Source organism: Hydrogenovibrio marinus, from assembly GCF_013340845.1.
GTDB classification, from domain to species: Bacteria; Pseudomonadota; Gammaproteobacteria; order Thiomicrospirales; family Thiomicrospiraceae; genus Hydrogenovibrio; species Hydrogenovibrio marinus.
Window position 1 is genome coordinate 460720 of the sequence record NZ_AP020335.1, and the last position, 21859, is coordinate 482578.

Here is a 21859-nt window from a genome sequence, read left to right on the forward strand (position 1 = left end):
GACACGCTAAAAAGGAATGAGGTGTAGAGATGCATTACAAAAGACATGCGAAAGAAGTCGTCGTCCGCTTTAAAAGAATGTTGGAACCGGAACAGGTAGACACCATTTCGGAAGAGCATTTCGAAGAACTGGAAACTTTGATTGCCGCAGCACTTGGCGTGGTGGACTCACAATGTAAACATGAGATTGCGCAAAAGGTGGCGTTGCTGGCAAAAAGTTTGAAACATGAAGCCGAACATGTCGATACCCATTATCTTGAAGATATGGACTTGAATGGAATTCTGAAAGACGATTGAAAAATGGGCAAAAAAAAGCCCTCAATATGCGGGAGGGCTAAACTAAGGAGGTGTAAACATGAAAATACATGTTTAGACAAAGCCTCAACCTTGTCATGGGTTCATCTTAACGCAGTTATATTAGTGGGTTCTTATCCAATAGCGACAAGTGTTTAGCATTTCGCAGTACCAAAAACCAAATATAGTCAAAAACCCCATATTGTCAGGGTTTATCAAGAATTCGTTATGGATTCGTTAAGGATTCTGAAGTCGATAACCCGCCAGCGCTCTTGCCATGAAGTTGTCGATTGCCATTCCGATAATGCCGTATCAATTTTGCCTTCAAAACACCCGGGTAACCCCTTTTCAGAACACAGTCGGTTGGGAATTTTCCAGTCCTCCAACAATGGACAAGCGCCAATCGCTTCTGGCGGGAAATCTTCAAATAAAAACTTGGCGGGTTTAACTGTGAATGGAAAGTTTTCAGACGCTTCTAACAACGCAACAAACTTATTGTCTGGTGCAGCGCTTTGTGCAAAGTGCAACAGGTTCGCTATGTTAAGGTCGGATGCGAGTAAAAGGGTTGGACCTTGCGTCGGCTCCGGCGCCAAGCATTCCTGAAAAATCTGCCAGGTTGGGGTATCGACATTGGAGCGAATGGAATCGGTATTTTCAATATCAATATTGGATGTGGACAAGAATTGTGCTTCACTTCCTTGTTGGCGAAAAAGCGCTAAATCACTGCCATCGATGTTGAGTTGAAACCCGAAGGGAAGCGGTGTTGCATCATCCAATTCGACGCTGGTGAGCCACCAGCCACCAGCTTGTTCGGTTTGGTTGAGAAAACGCATGAGTCTTTCGAGGGCTTAAAACCGGTAAAACACTGGCGTGTTTACACCGGATTGTTTTGATAAACCGGACGGCCTTGGAAATAGGTCGCTTCAATTTGGCCTCTGAACTCCCAACCTTGGAAAGGCGAGTTATCTCCTTTACTGATCATCTCTTTGCGCTCTAGAGTCCAGTGGGTTTCTGGGTCAAAGATACAGAAGTCAGCGGAGTTGCCGGTTTCTAGGCTACCGTGATGCAATCCGATGATATTGGCCGGGTGGTTGGTGACCTTCGCCAATGCTTGATTAAGGTCCAGAACATCTTCCTCTACCAGTTTCAAAGTCAAAGCAAGTAGGGTTTCCAAGCTACTGATACCCGGAGCGCTTTCACCGAAAGGTAACAGCTTGTCATCACGATCCAGCGGAGTGTGGTCACTAACGATGGCATCAATCACGCCCATCTTCAAACCGATACGAAGTGCCGCTTTATCATCATGGCTCCGCAACGGAGGCGTGACATGGAATAGTGAGTCAAAATCCATGACATCGTATTCTGTCAAATGCAATTGGTGGGCAGCGACATCACAGGTAACCGGCAATCCATGTTTTTTTGCATCAGCAATCATTTCTACGGAACGAGCGGTAGAGATAAGTGAGAAGTGGGCGCGAACCCCAGTTTCTTCTACCAAAATCAAGTCTCTAGCCAATGCTGCAGTTTCTGCGGAAGCAGGGATTTCAGTTAGACCTAAACGCGAGCTGACGACACCGCTGTGTGCGACCCCGTTATTTTTGAGGTTTTTGTTTTCCGAGCGAAGCATCAGTAAGATGTCATTACTGGCAGCATAAGCCATGGCATTTTTCAGTGTAAGCGAGTTTTGAATCGGTGAGTTGGCTTGGCTCAATGCGATACAACCGGCATTTTTCAGTGCTGCCATGTTAGACAGATATTGTCCGCCAAGTTCTTTGGTAATTGCGCCGATAGGCAAGACAAACGCGGTCGCTGCTTGGCGCGCACGGCGTTGAATAAGTTCAGTAACGGCTTGTGAGTCGTTGACTGGCATAGTGTCTGGCGGACAGCAAATGGTGGTGATACCGCCGGATACGGCTGCTTTTGTTTCAGAAGCGATGGTGCCTTCATAATGACTGCCTGGCTCGGCAAGACGTGCTTGTAAATCAACCAGTCCCGGGAAAAGCCATTTACCGGTGCCGTTGATGATTCGGTCTGCTTCAAACCCTTCAGGTGCTTCTTTACCAATGCCGAGGATTCGACCTCTCGCCACATAAAGGTTGGTGACCTGGTCGATATCCTGTTGTGGGTCTAAGATTCGGATGTTTTCAACCATCAATCTCATTCTGAAGTCTCCATCATGTTGAGGTCTAACAAGGCTTGTCGTTTTTCTTCTTGAAGTTCCTGTGAGTTGCGGAAGATGATGGACATGACCGCCATTCGCACCGCAATACCATAGGTTACTTGTTCAAGTATGACGGACTGTTCACCATCGGCAACTTCTGAATCTATTTCTACACCGCGGTTAATCGGTCCAGGGTGCATGACGATGGCATCAGGTTTTGCGTAGGCCAAGCGTTCTTTGGTGAGACCATAAAGGTTGAAGAATTCTTTTTCACTTGGCAGTAAGGCACTTTTCATTCGCTCATTTTGTAAGCGGACATTGATGACGACATCAACCCCTTCCAGTCCTTCTTCGACATTGTCATAGACATGGATGCCGAGTGCTTCCGGGTGGGAAGGTAGTAGGGTTTTTGGGCCAATGACGCGTATTTCACGTGCCTCAAGAATGCTGAGTGCCTGAATTTGCGAGCGCACGACGCGAGAGTGTTGCACGTCACCGATAATCGCCACTTTCAGGTCGAAAATATCACCCTTGTGTTTGCGAATGGTGAAAACATCCAGCATTGCCTGTGTCGGGTGAGCGTGTTGTCCATCACCGGCATTCACAACATGCACATGGGGTGCGACGTGCTTGGCAATAAAGTGCGCGGCGCCACTTTCGCTGTGTCTGACCACGAACATATCCGCCAACATGGCTTCCAGATTCCATAAGGTATCAAGGAGTGTTTCGCCTTTTTTGGTGGATGAGGTTTCGATGTTGAGGTTGACGACATCGGCAGATAGACGTTTTTCGGCAATTTCGAAAGTAGTCAGTGTTCGGGTGCTTGGCTCAAAGAAAAGGTTCATGATTGCTTTACCATGAAGCGTGTCGAGCTTGTTGATTTCGCCGGTCAGTGGGTCAATGAAGCTTTCGGCGACATCGAGAATTTCGGTTAGATGATGATGTTTAAGTCCTTCCAGCGTCAGGAAATGACGCAGTTTCCCTTTTTCATTAAGCTGAATGTTGGGCGTAGAAAGTCTCATGGAAGCTCCTCTAAACGATGTCTACCAAAAATCTGCCAGGTTGGGGTGTAAAATTGTGCTTATTGTACGTCTTTTATTCGCTGAGGTCAGCGTGATTTTTGACTGACTCAAGCCAATTTTCCAAAATAATTTGTGCGGCATGGTCGTCGACATTTTGTTTGGCATGTTTGCGACGTTTTTCCGCTTCGATAGAGCTGAGTTGCTCTTCGATAAAAAATACAGGGGTGTTATAGCGTCCGCTTAAGCGTTGACCGAATTTGCGCGCCGGCTGCGTCAAAGCTTGCTCTTCGCCATTCAATCGCATCGGTAATCCGACGACGATGGCAACGGGTTTCCATTGCTCAAAAATTTGGGTGATAGTCTCCCAATCCGGCTTGCCATCTTGGCTGTTGACGATGCTAAGTGGGCTGGCTGTGGCGGTAATGGTTTGTCCAACAGCAACACCGATGCGTTTAAGACCGAAGTCGAACCCGAGAACCTGTCCTTCGATAGGTTTAGAGGCAGGTAAGGTCATGTCAGTCGTGCCCCGCGTCGCTGCTGAGGTTTTCTGGTGAAACGCCGAGTGTTCCCATAGCGACTTCCCAGCGAGATTCAACCGGGACATCGAATAACAAGGATTCGTTGTAAGGAATAGTCAACCAGCTATTGTCTTGAATTTCTTGCTGTAACTGGCCTTTTTCCCAACCGGCAAACCCGAGGCATGTCAGGAATTTCTCAGGACCTGTTCCATCGGCAATGGCTTTCAAAAGGTCTTCGGAAACCGTCATGGACAATCCGTCCTGCAATGCCATGGATTTTTGCCAGCAGTCTTCGCTCTTGTGGAGGATAAAACCATGCTCAACGTCCACAGGACCGCCAATTAAAACCGGCTCTTCAAGCATTGGAGAGTCTTTTTGGATTTCCAGTTTGAAGTGTTCCAATAGCTGGGCGGTGGTCAGTTTATGTGGCAGGTTGATGACCAGTCCCATCGAACCATGCTTGTTATCTTCAACCATGTAAATGACAGTTCTCTCGAACCAAGTATTCTCCAAAGAAGGCATGGCTATGAGAATTTGGTGTTGGAAAGAGGTCAACGAAGTCATAACGGCATTATAACAATTTTGTTTTCATTCTCCTCGGAAAAGCGGTTCCGAGATGTAAGCTTGGCTATTTCGCCTTGTTTCCCATCAAAGTCAGATAGGGTTTCATGGCATCTGTAATGATTTTATTACCCTTGTCATCAACCAAATAGGCTTTGGTGATCCCCATCTGTTTAGCGATTTTTTCCCAACGTTTAGGGCCGGCAACCATCAGAGCAGTCGATGCCGTGTCAGCAGTGGTGGCATCCTTGTTGATTACTGTGACAGACAAAAAGTGTTCTTCAGGATAGCCAGTGGTGGGGTCAAGAATGTGTGCATAAGTTTTGCCCTTCCATGTGAAGTAACGCTCATAGGTGCCGGAGGTCACAATGCTTTCATCTCCCGAAAGTTTGACCATACCCATAACAGTTTTCGGATTTTTTGGGTCTTGCACGCCGATTCTCCATGCTTGGCCGTCTTTAGTGCCGATAATGCGCATATCGCCACCGATATTGACGATGGCGTTTTCAATGCCTGCCGATTTCAGGGTGTTAATGGCTCTATCAAGCGCTAGCCCTTTGGCGTTACCGCCAAAATCGAGTTTGACATTAGTGTTGGTGCTGGAAAGTTTGTCGCCATCAAAGTGGATATTGGCAATTGAAGGACGGCTTTTCAGCCAAGCGTTGATTTTGTCTTGCGGCGGCGGCGGTCCATGCCAGTCTTCAGATTCAAATCCCCAGAGCTTTAACAGGTTGCCGATGCCGGGGTCAAACAAATAGTCAGACTCTTTAGAGAGATGTTGGGATTTGACGATGAAAGCTTTAACACTTTCCGGTACAACAATAGATTGATTGTTTGCAATGGCATCGTTGACCTTACTGAGTAGACCGCCTTTTTCCCAAGCATGCCACTCGCGGTTGAAGTGATTGAAATCGACTTCAATGGCATGAATCGCCGCCATGGCTTTATCTTTTGGGGTGTTGACGATTTCAATATGCACAGCAGTGCCGAACACATAGAATGTCTGGCGTACCACATCCTGTACTGAAGACGTGCCGCATGCAGTTAGCCAGAAAGTCAACAGCAGTAGAAGTGGTAAGCGAAACAGGCGAAACATCCTAGTTCAGCAAACCTTCTAGGTGGTCGAATAGTGTGCCGGCGATATTGAGGTGATATTGTTCATCCAACTCGCGGATACAAGTTGGGCTGGTGACGTTGATTTCGGTAATGTAATCACCAATCACATCCAAGCCGACAAAGTACAGACCTTTGGCTTGCAGGGTTGGGCGAATCTGTTCACACAGCCAATAGTCGCGATCGGAAAGTGCAATGCCGACTCCTGTGCCACCAGCAGCAATATTGCCGCGCGTTTCACCTTGTGCCGGGATGCGTGCAAGTGCATAAGGCACTGGCTCCCCATTGACGAGCAGAATGCGTTTATCGCCCTCAGAAATTTCGGGCAAATAGATTTGCGCCATAATGTGGTGTTTGCCGTGTCCGGTCATGTTTTCGATAATGACGTTGATGTTCGGATCATCTTTTTTGACACGGAAAATGGAGGCACCGCCCATTGCATCCAAAGGTTTCAGAATCGTGTCCTGATGGTCTTGGATGAAGGTTTTGATTTTGCCAGCATTGGCAGAAACGATGGTTGGCGGAATACACTCCGGGAACCAGCTAGCGAACAGTTTTTCATTGGCATCACGTAGAGTTTGAGGCTTGTTGACGACCAATACGCCTTCAGCTTCGGCAAGCTCCAGCATGTGGGTGCTGTAAAGATAGTCGTTGTTGAATGGCGGATCTTGACGAATGAGGATGATGTCCAAGTCACTCAAGGCGGTATCAGCGGAGCCGCCAAAGCCGAAATATTGTGATGTCGTGTCGGACTTAGGTCTATCCCAGACTTTCAATTCAGAAGTGGTTGCGAAAGGTTTGCCGTTTTTCAGGTAAATGTCCTGCGGCTCCATATAAAAAAGAGCATAGCCTCTACGCTGGGCTTCAAGCAACATGGCAAATGAGCTGTCTTTATAGGGTTTAATCCCGTCGATAGGATCCATGACTATGCCGAGTTTGATTTGCATCAGGTGTCCTTTTTTACGCTTCTAGAGAAGTGTCTTCAATGTGATTTTGCGCATTGTTCTGTTTAGCATCGGCAATCTCTCTGGCTGCTGCAATCAATGCCAATCGTGCGACCACACCGTAGGCATAGAAGCGATTCGGGGTAGCATCACAATCTTTTGATTGGTCTGGTGATACCAGAGACCCTTCAAATGAGAGTGGTTCAAAATGCATGCCCGGAGAATTCAGGTTATCGGTTGCCGTTTTCCCGGTGTGAACGCGATAGAATCCGCCGACCACTTGGTTGTGAATCATGTAAACCACCGGCTCGGCAACGGCGCCTTCCCAGGTTTCATGGGTGTAGACGCCTTCTTGAACCAGCATTTTCTCCGATACCAAGCCTTCTTTGGCAGACGCCATTTTGTTGCGTTGCTTGCGGTTCAGGTTGAGGATGTCTTCCGAATCTTTTACTGACATGATCGCCATGCCGTATGTACCGCTATCGGATTTGACGATGGCAAACGGTTTACAGTTGATATCATGCTGGTCGTAATGTTTTTGAGTAGTTTCAAGTACTTGATTGACGGCTTTGGCAAGATTCTCTAAACCAGTACGTTCTTTGAAATTAATGGGGCCGCACTGTAATGAAAGAGGGCTGATCAACCAAGGGTCGATATCAATCAACTCAGCAAACTCTTCCGCCACGTTTTGATAATGGGTGAAATGGTGCGTTTTGTAGCGGTTAGCCCAGCCCAAGTCCAGAGGTGGTAACAAGGTTTGGTCAATATCTTCCAGAATTGCAGGGCGTCCAGCGGACAAGTCGTTGTTCAGCAATACTGCACATGGAAAAAAGTCATCGACACCCACACGTTCACCTTGACGTTTGATTGGCTTGATTGTCAACACTTTGCCGGAAGGCAATTCGATTTTTGTGGTTTCGGTGATTTCAGGGTTGATGCTTCCAATATGTACTTCATAACCCGCCAGCGTCACGATCTCTTGTAAAGTGCAAAGGTTTTCCAGATAGAAAGTGTTGCGCGTATGGTTTTCCGGGATGATAAGTACACCATCAGTAATCGGGCAAGCTTGGGTAACCGCACTTTGCGCCGCTTGAATCGCCAAAGGTTTCAAGTCAGGGTGCAGATTGTTGAACCCAGCCGGAAATAGGTTGGTGTCCACTGGCGCGAGCTTGTAGCCGGCGTTGCGTAAATCAACAGACGCATAGAAAGGGGCTGGCGTTTTTTTGAACTGCTTTCTGAACCAACATTCAATATCCGCTTGGTGACTCAATAAAAGGGATTCCAACTTGTATAGTGGACCGCTTAGAGCAGTCTGTAAATGAGGGACTTGTGAGTTCATTCGTTTCTCTGCGCTGTGAAATTGGAGGTTATTATAAGCAATCGACGAGAAGACAGATAGGGGGCAGTAAGGATAAACCTCGAACAAACCATGGAGGATTGTCAGAAATCTCCGAATTTTGCTTGCAAAATTGCCAGTACAGCCATGCCTGCTGTTTCCGTGCGTAGAATGCGGGGGCCGAGTGTAACGGGGGTCATACCTTTGGTTTGTGCTAGCGAGACTTCTGCTTCTGTTAATCCGCCTTCGGGGCCAACCAGTAGATGAATGGTGTTTTCTCCAAACTCTTCTATGCTTTTCATGCTTTGTGAAGCATAGGGGTGAAGGACTAAGCCTTTGACCGAGGTTTGAAGGGCAAACCATTCTCCAATCTCTAGCGGAGGCAGAATGTCTGGCACGACATTGCGATTGGATTGCTCACAGGCGTTGATCGTGATTTCCTGCCAGTGCTGTAATTTTTTATCGATTTTGTCGTTTTTGACATCACAATGCTCCGTCCACAAAGGTTGTATCGCAGTAATCCCTAGTTCCACACATTTTTGAACGGTGAAGTCCATGCGATCTCCTTTAGAGATACCTTGCAATAAAATTGTTTGGATTGGGGATTCGTTTTCCGGGATGGAAACACGGTCAATCACGACATCCGCAGTACGGCGACTGGTGTGAATCAAGGTGGCGAGCGCTTGCTTGCCTTTGCCGTCAAACAGCTCAACGGGACGCTCATGTTTGAGGCGAAGCACAGTCAAAGCGTAGTGTGCTTGCTCTTTAGTGAGCGTAAGGGTGTCTCCAGTTTGAAATTCGGTGGGAAAGTAAAACCGTGAAATTCTCATGGAGACGTCCGCTTGGTGTTGATTAAGCGTTTTTGAATGTCAGTGACTTGGCGATATCCAAAGTCGGCTGAGTTTGGTTCATGCTATAGAAGTGAATGCCTGGAGCGCCTGCATCCAACAAACGTTGACACATTTCGGTGACGACATCCTGACCAAAGGCTAATAGGCTTTCTTTGTCATCTTCAAAGCTTTCCAGACGACATTTCAGCCAGCGAGGAACTTCCGCACCGCAACCTGCCGAAAAACGTACCAAGTTTTCGTAGTTGGTAATCGGCATCACGCCTGGAATAATCGGAAGGTCAATGCCATGACGTTCGCAGTTATCGATGAAGTACAAATAACTGTCTACGTTATAGAAGTATTGAGTGATGGCGGAGTCCGCACCTTGTTCGACTTTATGCTTGAACCATTTGATTCCGACTTCACAGTTGCGTGCCTGTGGGTGGGTTTCAGGATAAGCTGCCACTTCAAGGTGGAAAGTATCGCCTTTTTCCTGTTTGATGAAAGCAATCAGGTCGCTGGCGTATTTGAACTCACCCGGATCCATCATGCCAGAAGGCAAATCACCGCGTAGTGCGACAATGCGTTTAATGCCCAAGGCTTCATAAGTATTCAGCAGTTCCAACACACTTTCGTGAGTGGCACCGATACAGGTAAGGTGAGGCGCAGCGTCGAAAGGGGTGTGTTGCTGAATGTAACTCACGGTCTCCAACGTTTTCTCTTGAGTCGTGCCGCCGGCGCCATAGGTGACAGACATATATTCCGGTGCCATGCCACCCAATTCGGTGATGACGGTTTTCAGTTTGTCTACGCCCGCTGGCGTGCGTGGTGGAAAAAATTCCAGGCTCAGTTTTTGCGGATATTTCTTTTGTGAATTCATTTCTCATTCCCCAAAAATCTACCAGGTTGGGGTTTCTAAAGACCCAGCCTAGCGACTTTTAGTTGATTCGGCGTTTTAATTATAGGCCAGCATCGGCTCTTAGTGCTTCGGCCTTATCGGTTTTTTCCCAAGTAAATTCAGGAAGCTCACGACCAAAGTGACCGTAGCTAGCAGTTTTTTGATAGATCGGACGATAAAGATCCAACATGGAAATTAATCCTTTTGGTCTTAAGTCGAAGTGTTCGCGCACCAATTTCTCAATCAGTGAAACGGCAACTTTTTCAGTCCCAAATGTTTCGATGCTGATAGAAGTCGGCTCTGCAACACCAATCGCATAGGAAACCTGGATTTCACATTTATCAGCAAGACCAGCAGCAACAATGTTTTTAGCGACATAGCGGCCAGCATAAGCAGCAGAACGGTCAACTTTTGATGGATCTTTCCCTGAGAAAGCACCACCACCGTGACGCGCCATCCCGCCGTAAGTATCAACGATGATTTTACGACCTGTCAAACCAGCGTCACCAACCGGCCCGCCGATAACGAAACGTCCAGTTGGGTTGATGTGGTACTGCGTGCCTGAATGTAGCCATTCTGCTGGCAATACCGGCTTGATGATCTCTTCCATTACCGCTTCGTGCAAGTCTTTGTTTGCGATGTCTGGGCTGTGTTGGGTTGATAATACAACCGCATCAATAGCAACTGGTTGACCGTTTTCATAACGTAAAGTGACTTGGCTTTTTGCATCTGGACGCAACCAGCTCAATACACCGTTCTTTCTCAGTTCCGCCTGTTTTTCCATCATGCGATGCGCGTAGAAGATTGGTGCAGGCATCAATACATCGGTTTCGTTTGATGCGTAACCGAACATTAAACCTTGGTCGCCAGCGCCTTGCTCATGCTCGGCAGACTCATTGACACCCATTGCAATTTCTGGGGATTGTTTACCGATCGAGCTCAATACGGCACAAGTTGAACCATCGAAACCAAGATCACCGTGGTTGTAACCGATGTCATTGACGACTCTACGAACCAATTCTTCTTGGTCAACCCAAGCTTCCGTAGTGATCTCGCCACCGATCAGTACCATACCGGTTTTAACGAAAGTTTCACAAGCAACGCGTGCGCGTGGATCTTGCTTCAAGATAGCATCCAGCATGGCATCGGAAATCTGGTCGGCGATTTTGTCTGGATGCCCTTCGGAAACGGATTCGGAAGTAAATACTGTTGTTGTCATGATAAAGGTCCTCATTCTATGGATTCAAAAAGTGAGGTACGGAAATCAAGGCGGAAGGAATAAATAGAGGTTTCCTCGCTTTAGCCGTACTTTTTATGCGCCCGCAAGCTGATTAGTCAAATCGGCGCTATGGTGCTTATTGTCTTGAAAATGAAACGATTATGCAAATTTTTTTGAAAGTGGTTTTTGGAATGTCGAGTTGCGTTTGTGTAGAAAAAAACTCAATATTTTGCGTATAGATACTTACTTGGAAACAAAACTTTCATATGTTCGTCACATTGACAATAATTTTGAAATATTAAGATACCTCGCTTGTGGATAAAAAGGCTACGGAGCGCTACATGTCGGATTCGTTATTGTGTGAAGAAACGCGGGCTAGGTTGGCCGATACTTCTCTGGGAAGAGAGCTACTGGCGGTTTTTCAGCATGAAAATATAACGACCCTTTTTCAGCCGATTGTTAATCTGAAAAAGCGTAGTATTTATGCATTCGAATGTCTTACACGCGGCCCAGAGAATACGCCACTTTACTCTCCTATTAATTTGTTTGGCTTGGCGGATGATTTGGGGTGCCTGTTGCAAATGGATGTACTGGCTCGGAATGTCGCCATCCGTAATTTTGTATCCGCAAGCAGCTTTCATCAAAACCAAGCCAAGCTGTTCATTAACGTGACCGTCAGCTCGCTCCTGGACAAAAATCACCGTTCGGGTAAAACGCTACAACTTTTAGCGCAGAGTCAGTTGGACTTGAGTCAGGTCGTTATTGAAATCACCGAATTACAACCCATTGAAGATTGCGATATCTTTTTGAAGGCGCTGAATCACTATCGTTCTATGGGCTTTAAAGTCGCGATTGATGACTTGGGTTCCGGCTACAACGGTCTGAAACTTTGGTCAGACGTTAAGCCTGACTATGTCAAAATCGATAAACACTTTATTTCCAATATCGACTCTCAAGCTGACAAATACCGTTTCATGGAGACGATTGTTATTTTGGCGAAAGGGTTGGGGACTAAAATCATTGCTGAAGGGGTGGAAACCGAGCAGGAACTTTACATTCTAGAGAAGTTGGGCGTTGATCTGGTACAAGGGTTTTTACTGAAAAGGCCTTCCGCTTTGCCGGCGTTGTCCTTGTCATTTAAATGGCCGGATAGACGACAAGTTACCGTTACTGACAATGAGACGGTCAAGGTCGTCAATAAGCATTACAAGTGGGTCAATCCGAATGAAACCGTGTTTGAAGTCGCAGAATATCTATTGAACAATCCTGATGTGGTGTTTGTCCCTGTGGTGGATAAAGGTATTCCAACGGGAATGGTTTGGCGACATGCATTGATGAATGTGCTGGCGACCCAATATGGGCGTAATCTTCATTCGCGTAAGTCAATCAAAAAGTTTATGGATGAGCCGCTTGTCTACAATATTAAAACGCCGTTGGTTGATGTGAGTAATGACATCACAGAAATGGGCGCACAGGAAAAATCGGCATTTATCATCACTGAAAATGGTAAATATGTCGGCTGTGGCAGTTTTATGGATCTATTGAAAGTGATGACGGATTTGAAGGTACGTAGTGCGAAATATGCCAATCCTTTGTCCGGGTTGCCAGGGAATGTGCCAATCCAAAATAAGATTCAGCAATACCTAGATAGCAATATGCCATTTAGCGTGATTTATGTTGATGTTGATCACTTCAAAGCTTATAACGATTGCTACAGCTTCGAACAAGGCGATCAGGTGATTGCCGCCATTGCCAACGTATTGGAATCGGTCATGGCAGGTAAGGAAGGGTTTGTCGGTCATATTGGTGGAGATGATTTTGTAATTGTTACCGAAGAAGATCATGAAACTGTCGCAAATAGCGTATTAAGCGACTTCCGTTTTGCCTCGCAAGGTTTTTATACGGAAGAAGATCGCGAAAGGGGCGGGATTCAATCATTCAGTCGTGATGGCGAACCACAGTTTTTCCCGATGATGACCTTGTCGGTAGGTGTGTTGCTAGTATATCCCGATATTTTCGTGCATACACAAAAGCTGTCTTCGGTCGCAACCAGAGCAAAAAAAGGCGCGAAATCCGCAGGCGGTAATCAGTTCTTTGTCATCGATTCTCGAGATTATACTGACGCCTAAGGGGACGCTTAAGGGCACAATTTTCTGTGTGAAACGTGGCGGTGACTTTTGTAAAAATCCATAGCTCTATTTCGGAAGAAAATACCGTATTTTTGAATAGAGTCAATGACTTAAGTTTGATGTGCTTGCATTTTTGTTTTAGGTCTGTAGAATAGCTCCCTTTTTCCGAAAATCATTTTAGGAAGGGTCGAGAAATGTCGTCCAATCAAATTGAAAAAAATGCATCAGCCAGCCCATTGGTCGGCGTTATCATGGGGTCAAAGTCAGACTGGCCAACCATGCAACACGCGGTTGAAATGTTGGAATCTTTCGGTGTGCCTTATGAAGTAAAGGTCGTTTCTGCGCACCGTACGCCTGACTTGATGTTTGATTACGCCGAGCAAGCTGAAGCGCGCGGATTGAAAGCAATTATCGCGGGTGCAGGCGGTGCGGCACATTTGCCTGGAATGGTTGCGGCGAAAACATTAGTGCCTGTTTTAGGGGTTCCGGTTCAGTCGCGTGCGTTGAGTGGACAAGACTCTCTGTTGTCTATCGTGCAAATGCCGGGCGGTGTTCCTGTGGGTACCTTGGCAATCGGTGATGCCGGTGCGAAAAATGCAGGTATTTTGGCATCGCAAATCGTTGCCAACGAGTTGCCTGCAGTTCGTGAAGCCATCCGCACTTTCCGCAACACGCAAACGCAAACTGTTCTGGACAATCCTGACCCAAGAATTGATAGCTAGAATCGACGGATCTATTCTCGATTGCCATCAATCATATCTGGTCGCAAAATAACGCAAAAAGCCACTTTATAGAGTAAAATACCGCTCTTATTAAGTGGCTTTTTTGTTTTTATAAACTTTGTTATCCCTTGGTTGTTTAAGGAGACGCAATGACCCCCATTACAAAGAAAATTGGTGTGTTAGGTGCTGGTCAGCTTGGCAGAATGTTGGCAATCGCTGGTTATCCGCTTGGTCAAAAATTTGGTTTTTATGGCATGAATGGTGAAGAGCCTTCTGCGCTTTTGGGTCATATGTTTTTCCATTCTTCAGATGATGTCACCTCTGTTGATGCATTGGCGAAATTTGCTGATGTCATTACCTACGAAAGTGAAAACACTTCAGTTGAGCAAGTGCGTGAAATCGCCAAACATACGCCAGTGTATCCTGGTGAAAAGTCACTGTTCGTTTCACAACATCGTGGTCGCGAAAAAGGCATGTTCGATCAGCTTGATATCCCTTGTGCGCCTTATCAAGTGGTTGATTCGCTAGAAAGCTTGAAAATTGCCGTTGAGGAAATCGGGTTGCCAGCGGTACTGAAAACCACTACTGAAGGCTATGATGGTAAAGGTCAATTTGTCATTAAAGATGCCGATCAAATCGAGCAGGCATGGCAAGCTATTGGTAACCGCGAGTTGATTCTGGAAGGGTTTATCGAATTCAGTCGCGAGTTGTCGATTATCGCGGTGCGCAATGCCGCCAATGAACATGTTTACTATCCGTTGGTACAGAACATTCATCAAGATGGTATTTTGCGTTATACCATCGCACCTGCTCAGCAGATTTCTGAAGCGATTCAACAACAAGCCGAAAGCTATATGCAAAAGTTATTGGATGAGTTGGATCATGTTGGTGTGTTGACCCTTGAATTGTTTGAAACCTTGGATGGCTTGGTGGCAAACGAAATGGCACCTCGTGTACATAACTCGGGGCATTGGACGATTGAAGGGGCGGAAACCAGCCAGTTCGAAAACCATGTTCGAGCCATTACCGGGTTGCCACTAGGAAGTACAGCACCGCGTCAGACAATTGCCGCCATGGTAAACATTATTGGTGAGACTGGGCCTGTTGAAACCGTGTTGAAGATGCCGAATGCGCATTTACACCTTTATGACAAAGCGGAAAGAGCAGGGCGTAAGCTTGGGCATATCAATCTGGTGTCAGATTCACCGGAAGCGTTGTTCGAAGATTTGAAAGCCTTGTCGGGGTTTATGCCTAAATAAGCCGTCGGCTAAAAAGATTAAAGTCCGGCGATAATGTCGGACGGAATCAAACTCGTTAGATTACGCGTCTCCACTACCTGATCTGCTATGGCAGCATGCCGATAGGCACCGAGACAAGCAGCCGCCATCAATGACAAACCTTGTCTTGAACCTTGTGCCAGGTAGCTGGTAATCATTCCCGTCAACACATCTCCCATACCACCAACCGCCATGCCTGGATTGCCTAATGGGCAAAGTTCCAAATGCTCTCCGTCAAAAATCAATGTGCCATTACCTTTCAGTAGAATGACGCCGCCATACAGCTCGTGGAGTTCGTAAATGGCGCTGATGCGGTCATTTTGTATCTCTTGTGGGGTACATCCTAGCATCTCGGCGGCTTCGCCAGGGTGTGGTGTCAAAACCCAATGAGGGTTTTGTGGAGATAACTTTGGATTTTGTGCCAACAGTTTCAGGGCATCTGCATCCAGTACAGCAGGCGTTTGATGGTGCTGCAGGTGATCAAGGGTTTTCAGTAAGAGATTTTGTGCCCATTCATCCAGCCCTAATCCCGGTCCAATGGCGATGGCATTGGCTAGTGGTAGCAGTTCATCCAGTTGTGTGGTTGGGTAGCACATCAGCTCCGGTTGCTGCTCAGTGAGCATGTTGGTGTGTTCATTTTGGGTAATGACCTTTACCAAGCCTGCTCCGGCTCTTAGCGCAGCGGTTGCAGATAGTTGGATAGCACCAGCCATTGAGTGATTGCCACCAATCAATAACGCTGTGCCAGAAGACCCTTTGTGTGCGGATGTCGCACGAACAGGTAAGCGTTCTTTCCAGTAAGCAAGATCATGAAAATCTGCCAGGTTGGGGGTGGTGTCAAACAATGCTTCCGGCAGTTTAAGGTCATCAATAATGATCTGACCGATATGGTCAGCACCCACACCGGTATAAAGTCCCATCTTGTGGGCAATGAAACTGATGGTGACATCTGCTTTAATGGCGCAGCCATGAATGCTTCCGGTGGTCGCATCCACGCCGGTTGGGATGTCCAATGCCAAAACAGGCGCTTCGCTTTGATTCACTGCGTGGATGACATCCACTAGTTGTCCCGAGATAGGTTTATTGATACCAATACCCAGTAGTGCATCGACAATCACGTCTGTGTTGAGAACCTCTTTAGAAAAATCAACAGGAGTCACGCCAAGCTGAATCAGTTCCTCGTAAACTTGTCGTGCATCTGGTTTGAAATTCTGGGGGTTGCCGATGATAACCACCGTAACATCCAAGCCTGTAAGCAAGGCATATTGTGCCAGTGCGAGTCCATCACCGCCATTGTTACCGGTGCCGCAGAGTAGCGTGACTTTATTTGCTTTCGGCCAGTGGTTTTGAAGCGTGAGAAAGGCGCCGAAAGCGGCGCGTTTCATCAGGAGTAGCCCGGGAATGTTCCAGGATTCAATCGCCGTGCGATCAAGTTGCTGGCACTGTTCGGCACTGAAAAGCTTCATGGCGTACTCCTTGAAATGGTGTTTCTCTGTTATGAGAAAGCAATCAATAGAATGATACCAAATAGGATACGGTAAATACCAAAGGCATTAAAGGTGAAGCGTTCCAAGAAACGGATGAAAACAGTCATGGTGAGGTAGGCGACAATATAAGCCACCACAAACCCGACAATCAGCGGCATCCAACTGGTGTTGGCAAATTCGGAATAATGTCTGACAAAATCCAATCCCGAAGCAGCGGCAAGTACCGGCAATGCCAATAGGAAAGAGAATTCCGCGGAGGCCTTACGGTCAAGCCCGACAATCATCCCACCGACGATTGATGCTCCTGCACGGCTAGTGCCGGGAATCAGCGCGAAAACCTGTGCGATACCAATCCAAAATGCCTGACGGATGGATAGGTCTTCGATGTCTTTGGTGCGGTGTGTGCCTTCAGTGTAAAGACGTTCTAGAATCAAGAAGATTATCCCACCGATAATGAACATCCAAGCCACGATCTGAATCGTAAAAATTTCTTTGATTTGGTGGTGAAATAGAAGGCCGACAATCCCGATGGGAATAAAGGCGATAATGACATTCCCCCAAAGTCTCGAATGCCCGGGGGTGAATTTTTCTTTGTAATGCGAGATGACGGCCAAAATGGCAGCAAATTGAATAATGACTTCAAAGGCTTTGTTTTGGTCTGTTTGTTGAAGCCCCAACCAGTCACTGACGACAATCAAGTGTCCGGTAGATGAAATTGGTAGAAACTCGGTTAATCCTTCGATAATACCGAGAATAGCAGCCTGAAGTATATCCATACCTTATCCTTTTAGCTTTTAAGTTAGAGTTGGTGCCTTAAATCTCGAAGTTGGAAGCCCATCAATGAGATATCCGTTTTTTTAGTGAGAGCGATGACTTTGAAAGTCTCTCCCATTTCATCCGGTAATGTCAGGGTTTTAATCTGTTGGGCGATTTTCAACGATTTTGTAATGTCGTCCGTAGAAGTAGCGGACAGTTCAAGCAAGCCACTACTCATCAAAAAATGCGCTTGGGTAGAGAAGCCTGCAATTTTAAAACCAACGTCAAATGCCGACTCTGCCACTGCCGTAAAATCAACATGAGCGGTGATGTCCTGTAATCCTGGATAGAAAAATGGATTGCTGTGCGCCAAATGTTGGTAGTGGCAGCGCAGTGTTCCCATGACTCTGGCAGGTTGGTAATATTCCCGACGTGTATAACCATAGTCAATCAACAGCAATAGCCCTTTTTCCATTGCCTCAAAGACGGATTTCAACCAAGGGCGGATGTTGAGATTGATTTCGGTCTCATAGCCATCCGGGCTTGGGTCGCCAATAAAATGCAAAATGCCATTACTGAAGCGTTGCAACAAGCGGTCGGTAATTGGTAGATAATCCCACTCGAATTGCTGTTTAGCTTCGTTGAAAATCACCATTGCTTGTGAGGTTTGGTGGGGTTCAAGCTTCAGGCGCTCGACCGGCATGGCGTCCAATACTTCGTTGGCAACAAATACCGCTTCTATCGGTGTTTCAGGTAGAGAATCCAGCCAAACCACCTTTTCAAACAGGTGAACCGGCAAAGCTTGCAGGGTTTCCTGTTGCACGAGTCTTAAATCAGCGCTCAGCTCAAGGATGTAGTAGTGCTCTAGAGGTTGTTCTTGTGCATCCAGTTCCAGCAAGATGTTTTTTGCCATGGTACCGCGACCAGCGCCAAATTCCACCAGGTTGGGGTGATCCAAAGTTTTCAGTACCTGTGCGGCTTGTCTGGCAATGCATTGCGAAAACAGCGGTGATACTTCCGGTGCGGTGATGAAATCTCCCTGTGCGCCGATTTTTGGCAAGCTGTTGGCATAATAGCCGAGGCCGGGCGTGTAAAGTGCCATTTGCATGAATTGTGCGAAAGATAAACGACCTTGCCGGTTGAGTTGCTGTTTGATGCGTTGCGTGAGTTTTTCACTATGAAGCTGCGCATCGGTACTGGGCGTTGGGAGCGAATGTTTTGGCTTCATCGGTAAAATCTTTGTGCTTAGATGGTAAAAAAACAGAATTTTGGCTTATTATAGTGCCATATCGGCGTAAAAAGACGTTTTTTGGCAGTCAATTTGCTTTGAAATGTCGAGTAGGTTTCAGATGGCGTAAAGAGGTTGTATAGACTGATGTTCGCCAAAAAACAAGTAAACATGTGTTTTGGTGGTTAAGGGCATAGGCATGAAATTAGGGATTAAAAAGCTTCATGAAAACGAATGGCAGGTGCATATTGGCAACGCCATGATTCGTATGGATTGTTTTTCGTTGGAGCTGTTGAATATCGCATTGGAGCATTTGCAGGCTTTGGAGTCGGGGCAGGAGCATTCCGTGTTGAAAAGCTATGTTCATTTGGCGGATCATTTAATGTTGTTGAGTCCGTCAGACTTGCAAACTTTGATGAGAGCGGTTGCTAACGAAGATGTGCTGATTTTATTGTTGACGGCAAATAACCCTGATTTGAACGAAAAGGTACTGTCAAACACGGGCGGTATCCTTGCCAAGCAATTACAAGCGGATTTAGAGAGAACGCCTATGCCGAATCATGAGGTTGCTAAAGCCGCTATCCGAAGAGTGATTGAGAAAATGTATGAGTTTGACGGTGATGGCGTTATTCAAGTTCAAGCCGGCGAAGAACGCTATATTTAACCGTATGGTGCCTTAGGGATTTAGAGGAAAGATCGTGGAGATTTCAGCAAAAAGAACGGAAACGGGTGAATATCTGTTGGAGATCGGATATGTCACGATTGAGCTGCCGCAAGAAGCGGTTTCCGGGTTGCAACAAATTATCAGCAAGCGCTTAGGGCAAGGTTCAGATATCGATCAGCAAGCCCTGCAGAAAAAACTGAAGGTCTATCGTGACTTGGCGAACAAGTTGGTTTCTACCGATGACCGTATTATCCAGCAGGTGGCGCTGCAAATGTCACCTGAACAGTTGGTGACAGTGGCAAGGCTTGCAGAAGGGGAACGTTTGTTCCATAAGATCATGCGTAACATGTCTCGTCAAAACGGCAAACAGTTTCAAGAAGACTATCAAGCGTTGACGAAAATCACCGAGCAACAGGCTTGCGTCAATATGGAAAAGGTCGTGCCACTCATTCGTAAGGCGGCACAAGAACAGAAGTCGGTGACTTAAGACGAGGTTCTTTGTCTATAAATGCTTAGGCCAACCGACTGAGCTGCAGGCACAGCGTCCGGTTTGTGTAGTGTGAGTTTTACCGCGGAAACTGCAGACTGGCTTTTTAATATGTGCTCACAAACTTGCTCGGCAAGCGATTCAATCAAATCAAATCTCGATTCTTCCGTTAGAGCTATTACCCCGTCACTGACCGTCTTATAACAGACCGTGTCTTGCAGGTCATCCGACAAACTTGCTTTCTTCAAGTCTGTGTAAAGTTCAATATCAAACACTAAAGGTTGCTTGATTTCTTTTTCCCAATCGAAAACTCCGATAACCGCATCAACGGCAAGGCCTTTAATAAAGATAGTGTCATGATGCATGTTGCCGACTCTCAATATTGGTTGTTTGTAAGATGTAACATAAGTGCCGATAATTATAACGCTAACAATTGCTTTATAAACCGATTAAAATGTTCGCCAAACTAATTATGGACAGCATTATGAATGAGTTATCACTTTTAAATATCGCGATTTTGGCCGGCGCTTACCTGATTGGTTCGCTGTCATCGGCGATTATTGTTTGTCGATTGATGGGGTTGGAAGATCCTCGAAAGAGCGGTTCCGGTAATCCGGGGGCAACCAACGTCAAGCGTCTTTATGGCACCAAGCCTGCTGCCATTACGCTAGCGGGCGATTTGTTGAAAGGTCTGATTCCTGTTGCTGTGGTAAACATGATGGGTATGCCGCCGGCATTGGTGGTGACCGTTGGGTTTGCCGCATTTATCGGTCATCTTTATCCGGTGTTTTTTGGTTTTAAAGGTGGAAAAGGCGTGGCGACCATGTTGGGCGTGATGTTCGGTTTGTCACCATTGATTGGTCTAGCCGTTGCTGGAACTTGGCTGTTTGTCGCCAAGGTATTGAAGATTTCTTCTATTTCGGCGTTGGTGGCAACGCTATTGGCGCCACTTTATATTCACTTTATTTCTGGTGAGCCATCGTGGGTAGCTGTCACCATGATTATGACTTTAATTCTCTATTGGCGTCACCGTGCCAATATCATGCGATTGGTTCGCGGCGAAGAAAAGTAATATTTGCCGTCCCCCAACCTGGTAGATTTTCTCACCTTACCCCTTCGGGCGGCGAGTGCTTTGTTTGATGAAAATCTGCCAGGTTGGGGGTGAAGGTGAAAGATTTAGATTGAAGACAGGTCTTCTAAATGCCATCGCGGACGACAAGCAAAGTTCAAGTCGTTGTGTTCTCCAGCATCCAATCGTTTAGCAGCAGCATAGGCAATCATTGCGCCGTTGTCAGTACAAAACTCTAGTCGAGGGTAAAAAGCTTCGCCTTTGCGTTTTGCCATGAGTGCATCCAGCTTTTTACGAATCTCACGGTTGGCGCTGACTCCGCCGGAAACAACTAAGCGATTCAAGCCTTCCTGCTCTAAAGCTCGTTTACATTTAATCGCTAAGGTTTCCGCCACCGAGATTTCAAACGCCCGGCAAATATCCGCTTTGGTTTGGTCGCTATCGTCACCTTGCTTTTTTGCGGCAAGCCAAGTATTTAAAGTGAAGGTTTTTAAACCACTGAAACTCATATCCAATCCTGGTCTGTCCACCATTGGTCTCGGGAAGATATAGCGCCCTGTTTCACCTCGCGTGGCAAGTTTGGAAACTTCAGGCCCGCCCGGGTAGCCTAAGCCAAGCATTTTTGCTGTTTTGTCAAAAGCTTCCCCAGCCGCATCATCCAATGTGTCGCCAAGCAGTTTGTATTGCCCTATGCCGTCCACACGGATAATCATGCTGTGTCCGCCGGAAATCAACAGGCAGACAAAAGGAAATTCCGGTTTGTTTTCTTCCAGCATAGGGGCAAGCAAATGGCCTTCCATGTGGTGAACGCCAACGGCAGGGATCTTCCAAGCATAAGCCAAGCTACGCGCAACTGCAGCGCCGGACAAAAGAGCGCCCATCAATCCTGGACCAGCTGTATAGCCGATGCCGGTAATGTCTTTGGAGTCGATTTGCGCATCTTCAATGGTTTGATGAATCAACGGCAGGAGTTTACGAATGTGGTCACGAGAGGCAAGCTCCGGTACGACGCCGCCATATTCAGCATGAAGTTTAACTTGGCTATAAAGTGTATGTGCCAGTAAGCCTTTTTCTGAATGATATAGTGCGACACCGGTTTCGTCGCAGGAGCTTTCGATGCCAAGAGTAAGAGAAGGTTGCATAGT

At 46.7% G+C, this 21859-nt stretch carries 23 protein-coding genes; 7 read left to right on the forward strand and 16 right to left on the reverse strand.

The window, feature by feature from the left end:
* Nucleotides 1-29: 29 nt before the first annotated feature.
* Nucleotides 30-296 carry a hypothetical protein gene (locus tag HVMH_RS02155; RefSeq protein WP_155837668.1) on the forward strand — a complete coding sequence of 89 codons (267 nt, stop codon included), beginning with the start codon at nucleotides 30-32 and terminating at the stop codon, nucleotides 294-296.
* A 212-nt stretch (nucleotides 297-508) separates the two neighbouring features.
* On the opposite strand, the gene HVMH_RS02160 is transcribed toward HVMH_RS02155, so the two are convergent.
* The 11 genes from HVMH_RS02160 to metK form a co-directional block, all read right to left on the reverse strand.
* Entirely contained in the window at nucleotides 509-1126 is a 618-nt protein-coding gene (locus HVMH_RS02160) for a hypothetical protein (protein WP_029910269.1), read from the reverse strand.
* 41 nt (nucleotides 1127-1167) lie between these two features.
* Entirely contained in the window at nucleotides 1168-2454 is a 1287-nt protein-coding gene (locus HVMH_RS02165) for a dihydroorotase (protein ID WP_029910266.1), read from the reverse strand.
* The gene (locus tag HVMH_RS02170; RefSeq protein ID WP_029910264.1) at nucleotides 2451-3476 is read right to left on the reverse strand and encodes an aspartate carbamoyltransferase catalytic subunit; all 1026 of its coding nucleotides are present in this window, start codon (nucleotides 3474-3476) and stop codon (nucleotides 2451-2453) included. Before HVMH_RS02170 ends, HVMH_RS02165 begins: the two co-directional genes overlap by 4 nt.
* A 73-nt stretch (nucleotides 3477-3549) precedes the next feature.
* The gene (gene ruvX, locus HVMH_RS02175; protein ID WP_029910262.1) at nucleotides 3550-3990 is read right to left on the reverse strand and encodes a Holliday junction resolvase RuvX; all 441 of its coding nucleotides are present in this window, start codon (nucleotides 3988-3990) and stop codon (nucleotides 3550-3552) included.
* 1 nt (nucleotide 3991) lies between these two features.
* Entirely contained in the window at nucleotides 3992-4558 is a 567-nt protein-coding gene (locus tag HVMH_RS02180) for a YqgE/AlgH family protein (RefSeq protein WP_029910260.1), read from the reverse strand.
* Nucleotides 4559-4622: 64 nt separating this feature from the next.
* Nucleotides 4623-5651, reverse strand: coding sequence for an FAD:protein FMN transferase (locus tag HVMH_RS02185; protein ID WP_029910247.1), 1029 nt, complete (start codon nucleotides 5649-5651; stop codon nucleotides 4623-4625).
* Nucleotide 5652: 1 nt separating this feature from the next.
* Nucleotides 5653-6615: a glutathione synthase gene (gshB, locus tag HVMH_RS02190; RefSeq protein WP_029910245.1), complete on the reverse strand. Its 963-nt coding sequence runs from the start codon at nucleotides 6613-6615 to the stop codon at nucleotides 5653-5655.
* 13 nt (nucleotides 6616-6628) lie between these two features.
* On the reverse strand, nucleotides 6629-7951 hold the full coding sequence (gene gshA / locus HVMH_RS02195) for a glutamate--cysteine ligase (protein ID WP_035628901.1): 1323 nt from the start codon (nucleotides 7949-7951) through the stop codon (nucleotides 6629-6631).
* Between the two features lie 101 nt (nucleotides 7952-8052).
* Nucleotides 8053-8778 carry a 16S rRNA (uracil(1498)-N(3))-methyltransferase gene (locus tag HVMH_RS02200; RefSeq protein ID WP_029910238.1) on the reverse strand — a complete coding sequence of 242 codons (726 nt, stop codon included), beginning with the start codon at nucleotides 8776-8778 and terminating at the stop codon, nucleotides 8053-8055.
* 22 nt (nucleotides 8779-8800) lie between these two features.
* Nucleotides 8801-9658: a methylenetetrahydrofolate reductase [NAD(P)H] gene (gene metF, locus HVMH_RS02205; protein WP_029910234.1), complete on the reverse strand. Its 858-nt coding sequence runs from the start codon at nucleotides 9656-9658 to the stop codon at nucleotides 8801-8803.
* A 79-nt stretch (nucleotides 9659-9737) separates the two neighbouring features.
* Nucleotides 9738-10895, reverse strand: a complete 1158-nt coding sequence (metK, locus tag HVMH_RS02210; RefSeq protein ID WP_029910232.1) for a methionine adenosyltransferase — start codon at nucleotides 10893-10895, stop codon at nucleotides 9738-9740.
* A gap of 341 nt (nucleotides 10896-11236) precedes the next feature.
* Between metK and HVMH_RS02215 the strand changes: the two genes are divergently transcribed.
* From HVMH_RS02215 to HVMH_RS02225, 3 genes are all read left to right on the forward strand, one after another.
* Nucleotides 11237-13024, forward strand: a complete 1788-nt coding sequence (locus tag HVMH_RS02215) for a GGDEF domain-containing protein (RefSeq protein WP_051623021.1) — start codon at nucleotides 11237-11239, stop codon at nucleotides 13022-13024.
* Nucleotides 13025-13218: 194 nt separating this feature from the next.
* Nucleotides 13219-13746, forward strand: a complete 528-nt coding sequence (gene purE / locus HVMH_RS02220) for a 5-(carboxyamino)imidazole ribonucleotide mutase (protein WP_051682471.1) — start codon at nucleotides 13219-13221, stop codon at nucleotides 13744-13746.
* A gap of 149 nt (nucleotides 13747-13895) precedes the next feature.
* Nucleotides 13896-15005, forward strand: coding sequence for a 5-(carboxyamino)imidazole ribonucleotide synthase (locus HVMH_RS02225; protein ID WP_029910223.1), 1110 nt, complete (start codon nucleotides 13896-13898; stop codon nucleotides 15003-15005).
* A gap of 17 nt (nucleotides 15006-15022) precedes the next feature.
* Here HVMH_RS02225 and HVMH_RS02230 read toward each other — a convergent pair whose 3' ends face one another.
* The 3 genes from HVMH_RS02230 to HVMH_RS02240 are packed head-to-tail and all read right to left on the reverse strand — an operon-like array spanning nucleotide 15023 to nucleotide 18494.
* Nucleotides 15023-16489 (reverse strand): bifunctional ADP-dependent NAD(P)H-hydrate dehydratase/NAD(P)H-hydrate epimerase, encoded by a 1467-nt coding sequence (locus HVMH_RS02230; protein WP_035628898.1) that lies wholly within the window; start codon nucleotides 16487-16489, stop codon nucleotides 15023-15025.
* 29 nt (nucleotides 16490-16518) lie between these two features.
* Nucleotides 16519-17286, reverse strand: a complete 768-nt coding sequence (locus HVMH_RS02235) for an undecaprenyl-diphosphate phosphatase (protein WP_029910215.1) — start codon at nucleotides 17284-17286, stop codon at nucleotides 16519-16521.
* A 23-nt stretch (nucleotides 17287-17309) separates the two neighbouring features.
* A complete protein-coding gene (locus HVMH_RS02240) occupies nucleotides 17310-18494 on the reverse strand; it encodes a class I SAM-dependent methyltransferase (RefSeq protein WP_029910212.1) in 1185 nt (394 codons plus the stop codon).
* Nucleotides 18495-18693: 199 nt separating this feature from the next.
* Here HVMH_RS02240 and HVMH_RS02245 point away from each other — a divergent pair, with 199 nt between their 5' ends.
* The gene (locus HVMH_RS02245; RefSeq protein ID WP_029910209.1) at nucleotides 18694-19158 is read left to right on the forward strand and encodes a FliG C-terminal domain-containing protein; all 465 of its coding nucleotides are present in this window, start codon (nucleotides 18694-18696) and stop codon (nucleotides 19156-19158) included.
* A 34-nt stretch (nucleotides 19159-19192) separates the two neighbouring features.
* Nucleotides 19193-19645 carry a FliG C-terminal domain-containing protein gene (locus tag HVMH_RS02250; RefSeq protein WP_029910206.1) on the forward strand — a complete coding sequence of 151 codons (453 nt, stop codon included), beginning with the start codon at nucleotides 19193-19195 and terminating at the stop codon, nucleotides 19643-19645.
* Here HVMH_RS02250 and folB read toward each other — a convergent pair.
* Nucleotides 19642-20010, reverse strand: a complete 369-nt coding sequence (gene folB / locus HVMH_RS02255) for a dihydroneopterin aldolase (protein ID WP_029910203.1) — start codon at nucleotides 20008-20010, stop codon at nucleotides 19642-19644. The two genes, HVMH_RS02250 and folB, sit on opposite strands and share 4 nt — an antisense overlap.
* Nucleotides 20011-20129: 119 nt before the next feature.
* Between folB and plsY the strand changes: the two genes are divergently transcribed.
* The gene (plsY, locus tag HVMH_RS02260; protein ID WP_029910200.1) at nucleotides 20130-20717 is read left to right on the forward strand and encodes a glycerol-3-phosphate 1-O-acyltransferase PlsY; all 588 of its coding nucleotides are present in this window, start codon (nucleotides 20130-20132) and stop codon (nucleotides 20715-20717) included.
* A 104-nt stretch (nucleotides 20718-20821) separates the two neighbouring features.
* Here plsY and tsaD read toward each other — a convergent pair whose 3' ends face one another.
* Nucleotides 20822-21856 carry a tRNA (adenosine(37)-N6)-threonylcarbamoyltransferase complex transferase subunit TsaD gene (gene tsaD / locus HVMH_RS02265; RefSeq protein ID WP_029910197.1) on the reverse strand — a complete coding sequence of 345 codons (1035 nt, stop codon included), beginning with the start codon at nucleotides 21854-21856 and terminating at the stop codon, nucleotides 20822-20824.
* Nucleotides 21857-21859: the final 3 nt, after the last annotated feature.

What these genes read in the sequence shown, in the direction of transcription:
- gshB (WP_029910245.1), bottom strand. Translation starts at nt 6,615, where the DNA reads ATGCAAATCAAACTCGGCATAGTCATGGATCCTATCGACGGGATTAAA.
- HVMH_RS02180 (WP_029910260.1), bottom strand. Translation starts at nt 4,558, where the DNA reads ATGACTTCGTTGACCTCTTTCCAACACCAAATTCTCATAGCCATGCCT.
- HVMH_RS02160 (WP_029910269.1), bottom strand. Translation starts at nt 1,126, where the DNA reads ATGCGTTTTCTCAACCAAACCGAACAAGCTGGTGGCTGGTGGCTCACC.
- HVMH_RS02240 (WP_029910212.1), bottom strand. Translation starts at nt 18,494, where the DNA reads ATGAAGCCAAAACATTCGCTCCCAACGCCCAGTACCGATGCGCAGCTT.
- HVMH_RS02225 (WP_029910223.1), top strand. Translation starts at nt 13,896, where the DNA reads ATGACCCCCATTACAAAGAAAATTGGTGTGTTAGGTGCTGGTCAGCTT.
- purE (WP_051682471.1), top strand. Translation starts at nt 13,219, where the DNA reads ATGTCGTCCAATCAAATTGAAAAAAATGCATCAGCCAGCCCATTGGTC.
- HVMH_RS02215 (WP_051623021.1), top strand. Translation starts at nt 11,237, where the DNA reads ATGTCGGATTCGTTATTGTGTGAAGAAACGCGGGCTAGGTTGGCCGAT.
- gshA (WP_035628901.1), bottom strand. Translation starts at nt 7,951, where the DNA reads ATGAACTCACAAGTCCCTCATTTACAGACTGCTCTAAGCGGTCCACTA.
- metF (WP_029910234.1), bottom strand. Translation starts at nt 9,658, where the DNA reads ATGAATTCACAAAAGAAATATCCGCAAAAACTGAGCCTGGAATTTTTT.
- folB (WP_029910203.1), bottom strand. Translation starts at nt 20,010, where the DNA reads ATGCATCATGACACTATCTTTATTAAAGGCCTTGCCGTTGATGCGGTT.
- HVMH_RS02200 (WP_029910238.1), bottom strand. Translation starts at nt 8,778, where the DNA reads ATGAGAATTTCACGGTTTTACTTTCCCACCGAATTTCAAACTGGAGAC.
- tsaD (WP_029910197.1), bottom strand. Translation starts at nt 21,856, where the DNA reads ATGCAACCTTCTCTTACTCTTGGCATCGAAAGCTCCTGCGACGAAACC.
- HVMH_RS02245 (WP_029910209.1), top strand. Translation starts at nt 18,694, where the DNA reads ATGAAATTAGGGATTAAAAAGCTTCATGAAAACGAATGGCAGGTGCAT.
- HVMH_RS02235 (WP_029910215.1), bottom strand. Translation starts at nt 17,286, where the DNA reads ATGGATATACTTCAGGCTGCTATTCTCGGTATTATCGAAGGATTAACC.
- HVMH_RS02165 (WP_029910266.1), bottom strand. Translation starts at nt 2,454, where the DNA reads ATGAGATTGATGGTTGAAAACATCCGAATCTTAGACCCACAACAGGAT.
- HVMH_RS02230 (WP_035628898.1), bottom strand. Translation starts at nt 16,489, where the DNA reads ATGAAGCTTTTCAGTGCCGAACAGTGCCAGCAACTTGATCGCACGGCG.
- metK (WP_029910232.1), bottom strand. Translation starts at nt 10,895, where the DNA reads ATGACAACAACAGTATTTACTTCCGAATCCGTTTCCGAAGGGCATCCA.
- ruvX (WP_029910262.1), bottom strand. Translation starts at nt 3,990, where the DNA reads ATGACCTTACCTGCCTCTAAACCTATCGAAGGACAGGTTCTCGGGTTC.
- HVMH_RS02185 (WP_029910247.1), bottom strand. Translation starts at nt 5,651, where the DNA reads ATGTTTCGCCTGTTTCGCTTACCACTTCTACTGCTGTTGACTTTCTGG.
- plsY (WP_029910200.1), top strand. Translation starts at nt 20,130, where the DNA reads ATGAATGAGTTATCACTTTTAAATATCGCGATTTTGGCCGGCGCTTAC.
- HVMH_RS02170 (WP_029910264.1), bottom strand. Translation starts at nt 3,476, where the DNA reads ATGAGACTTTCTACGCCCAACATTCAGCTTAATGAAAAAGGGAAACTG.
- HVMH_RS02155 (WP_155837668.1), top strand. Translation starts at nt 30, where the DNA reads ATGCATTACAAAAGACATGCGAAAGAAGTCGTCGTCCGCTTTAAAAGA.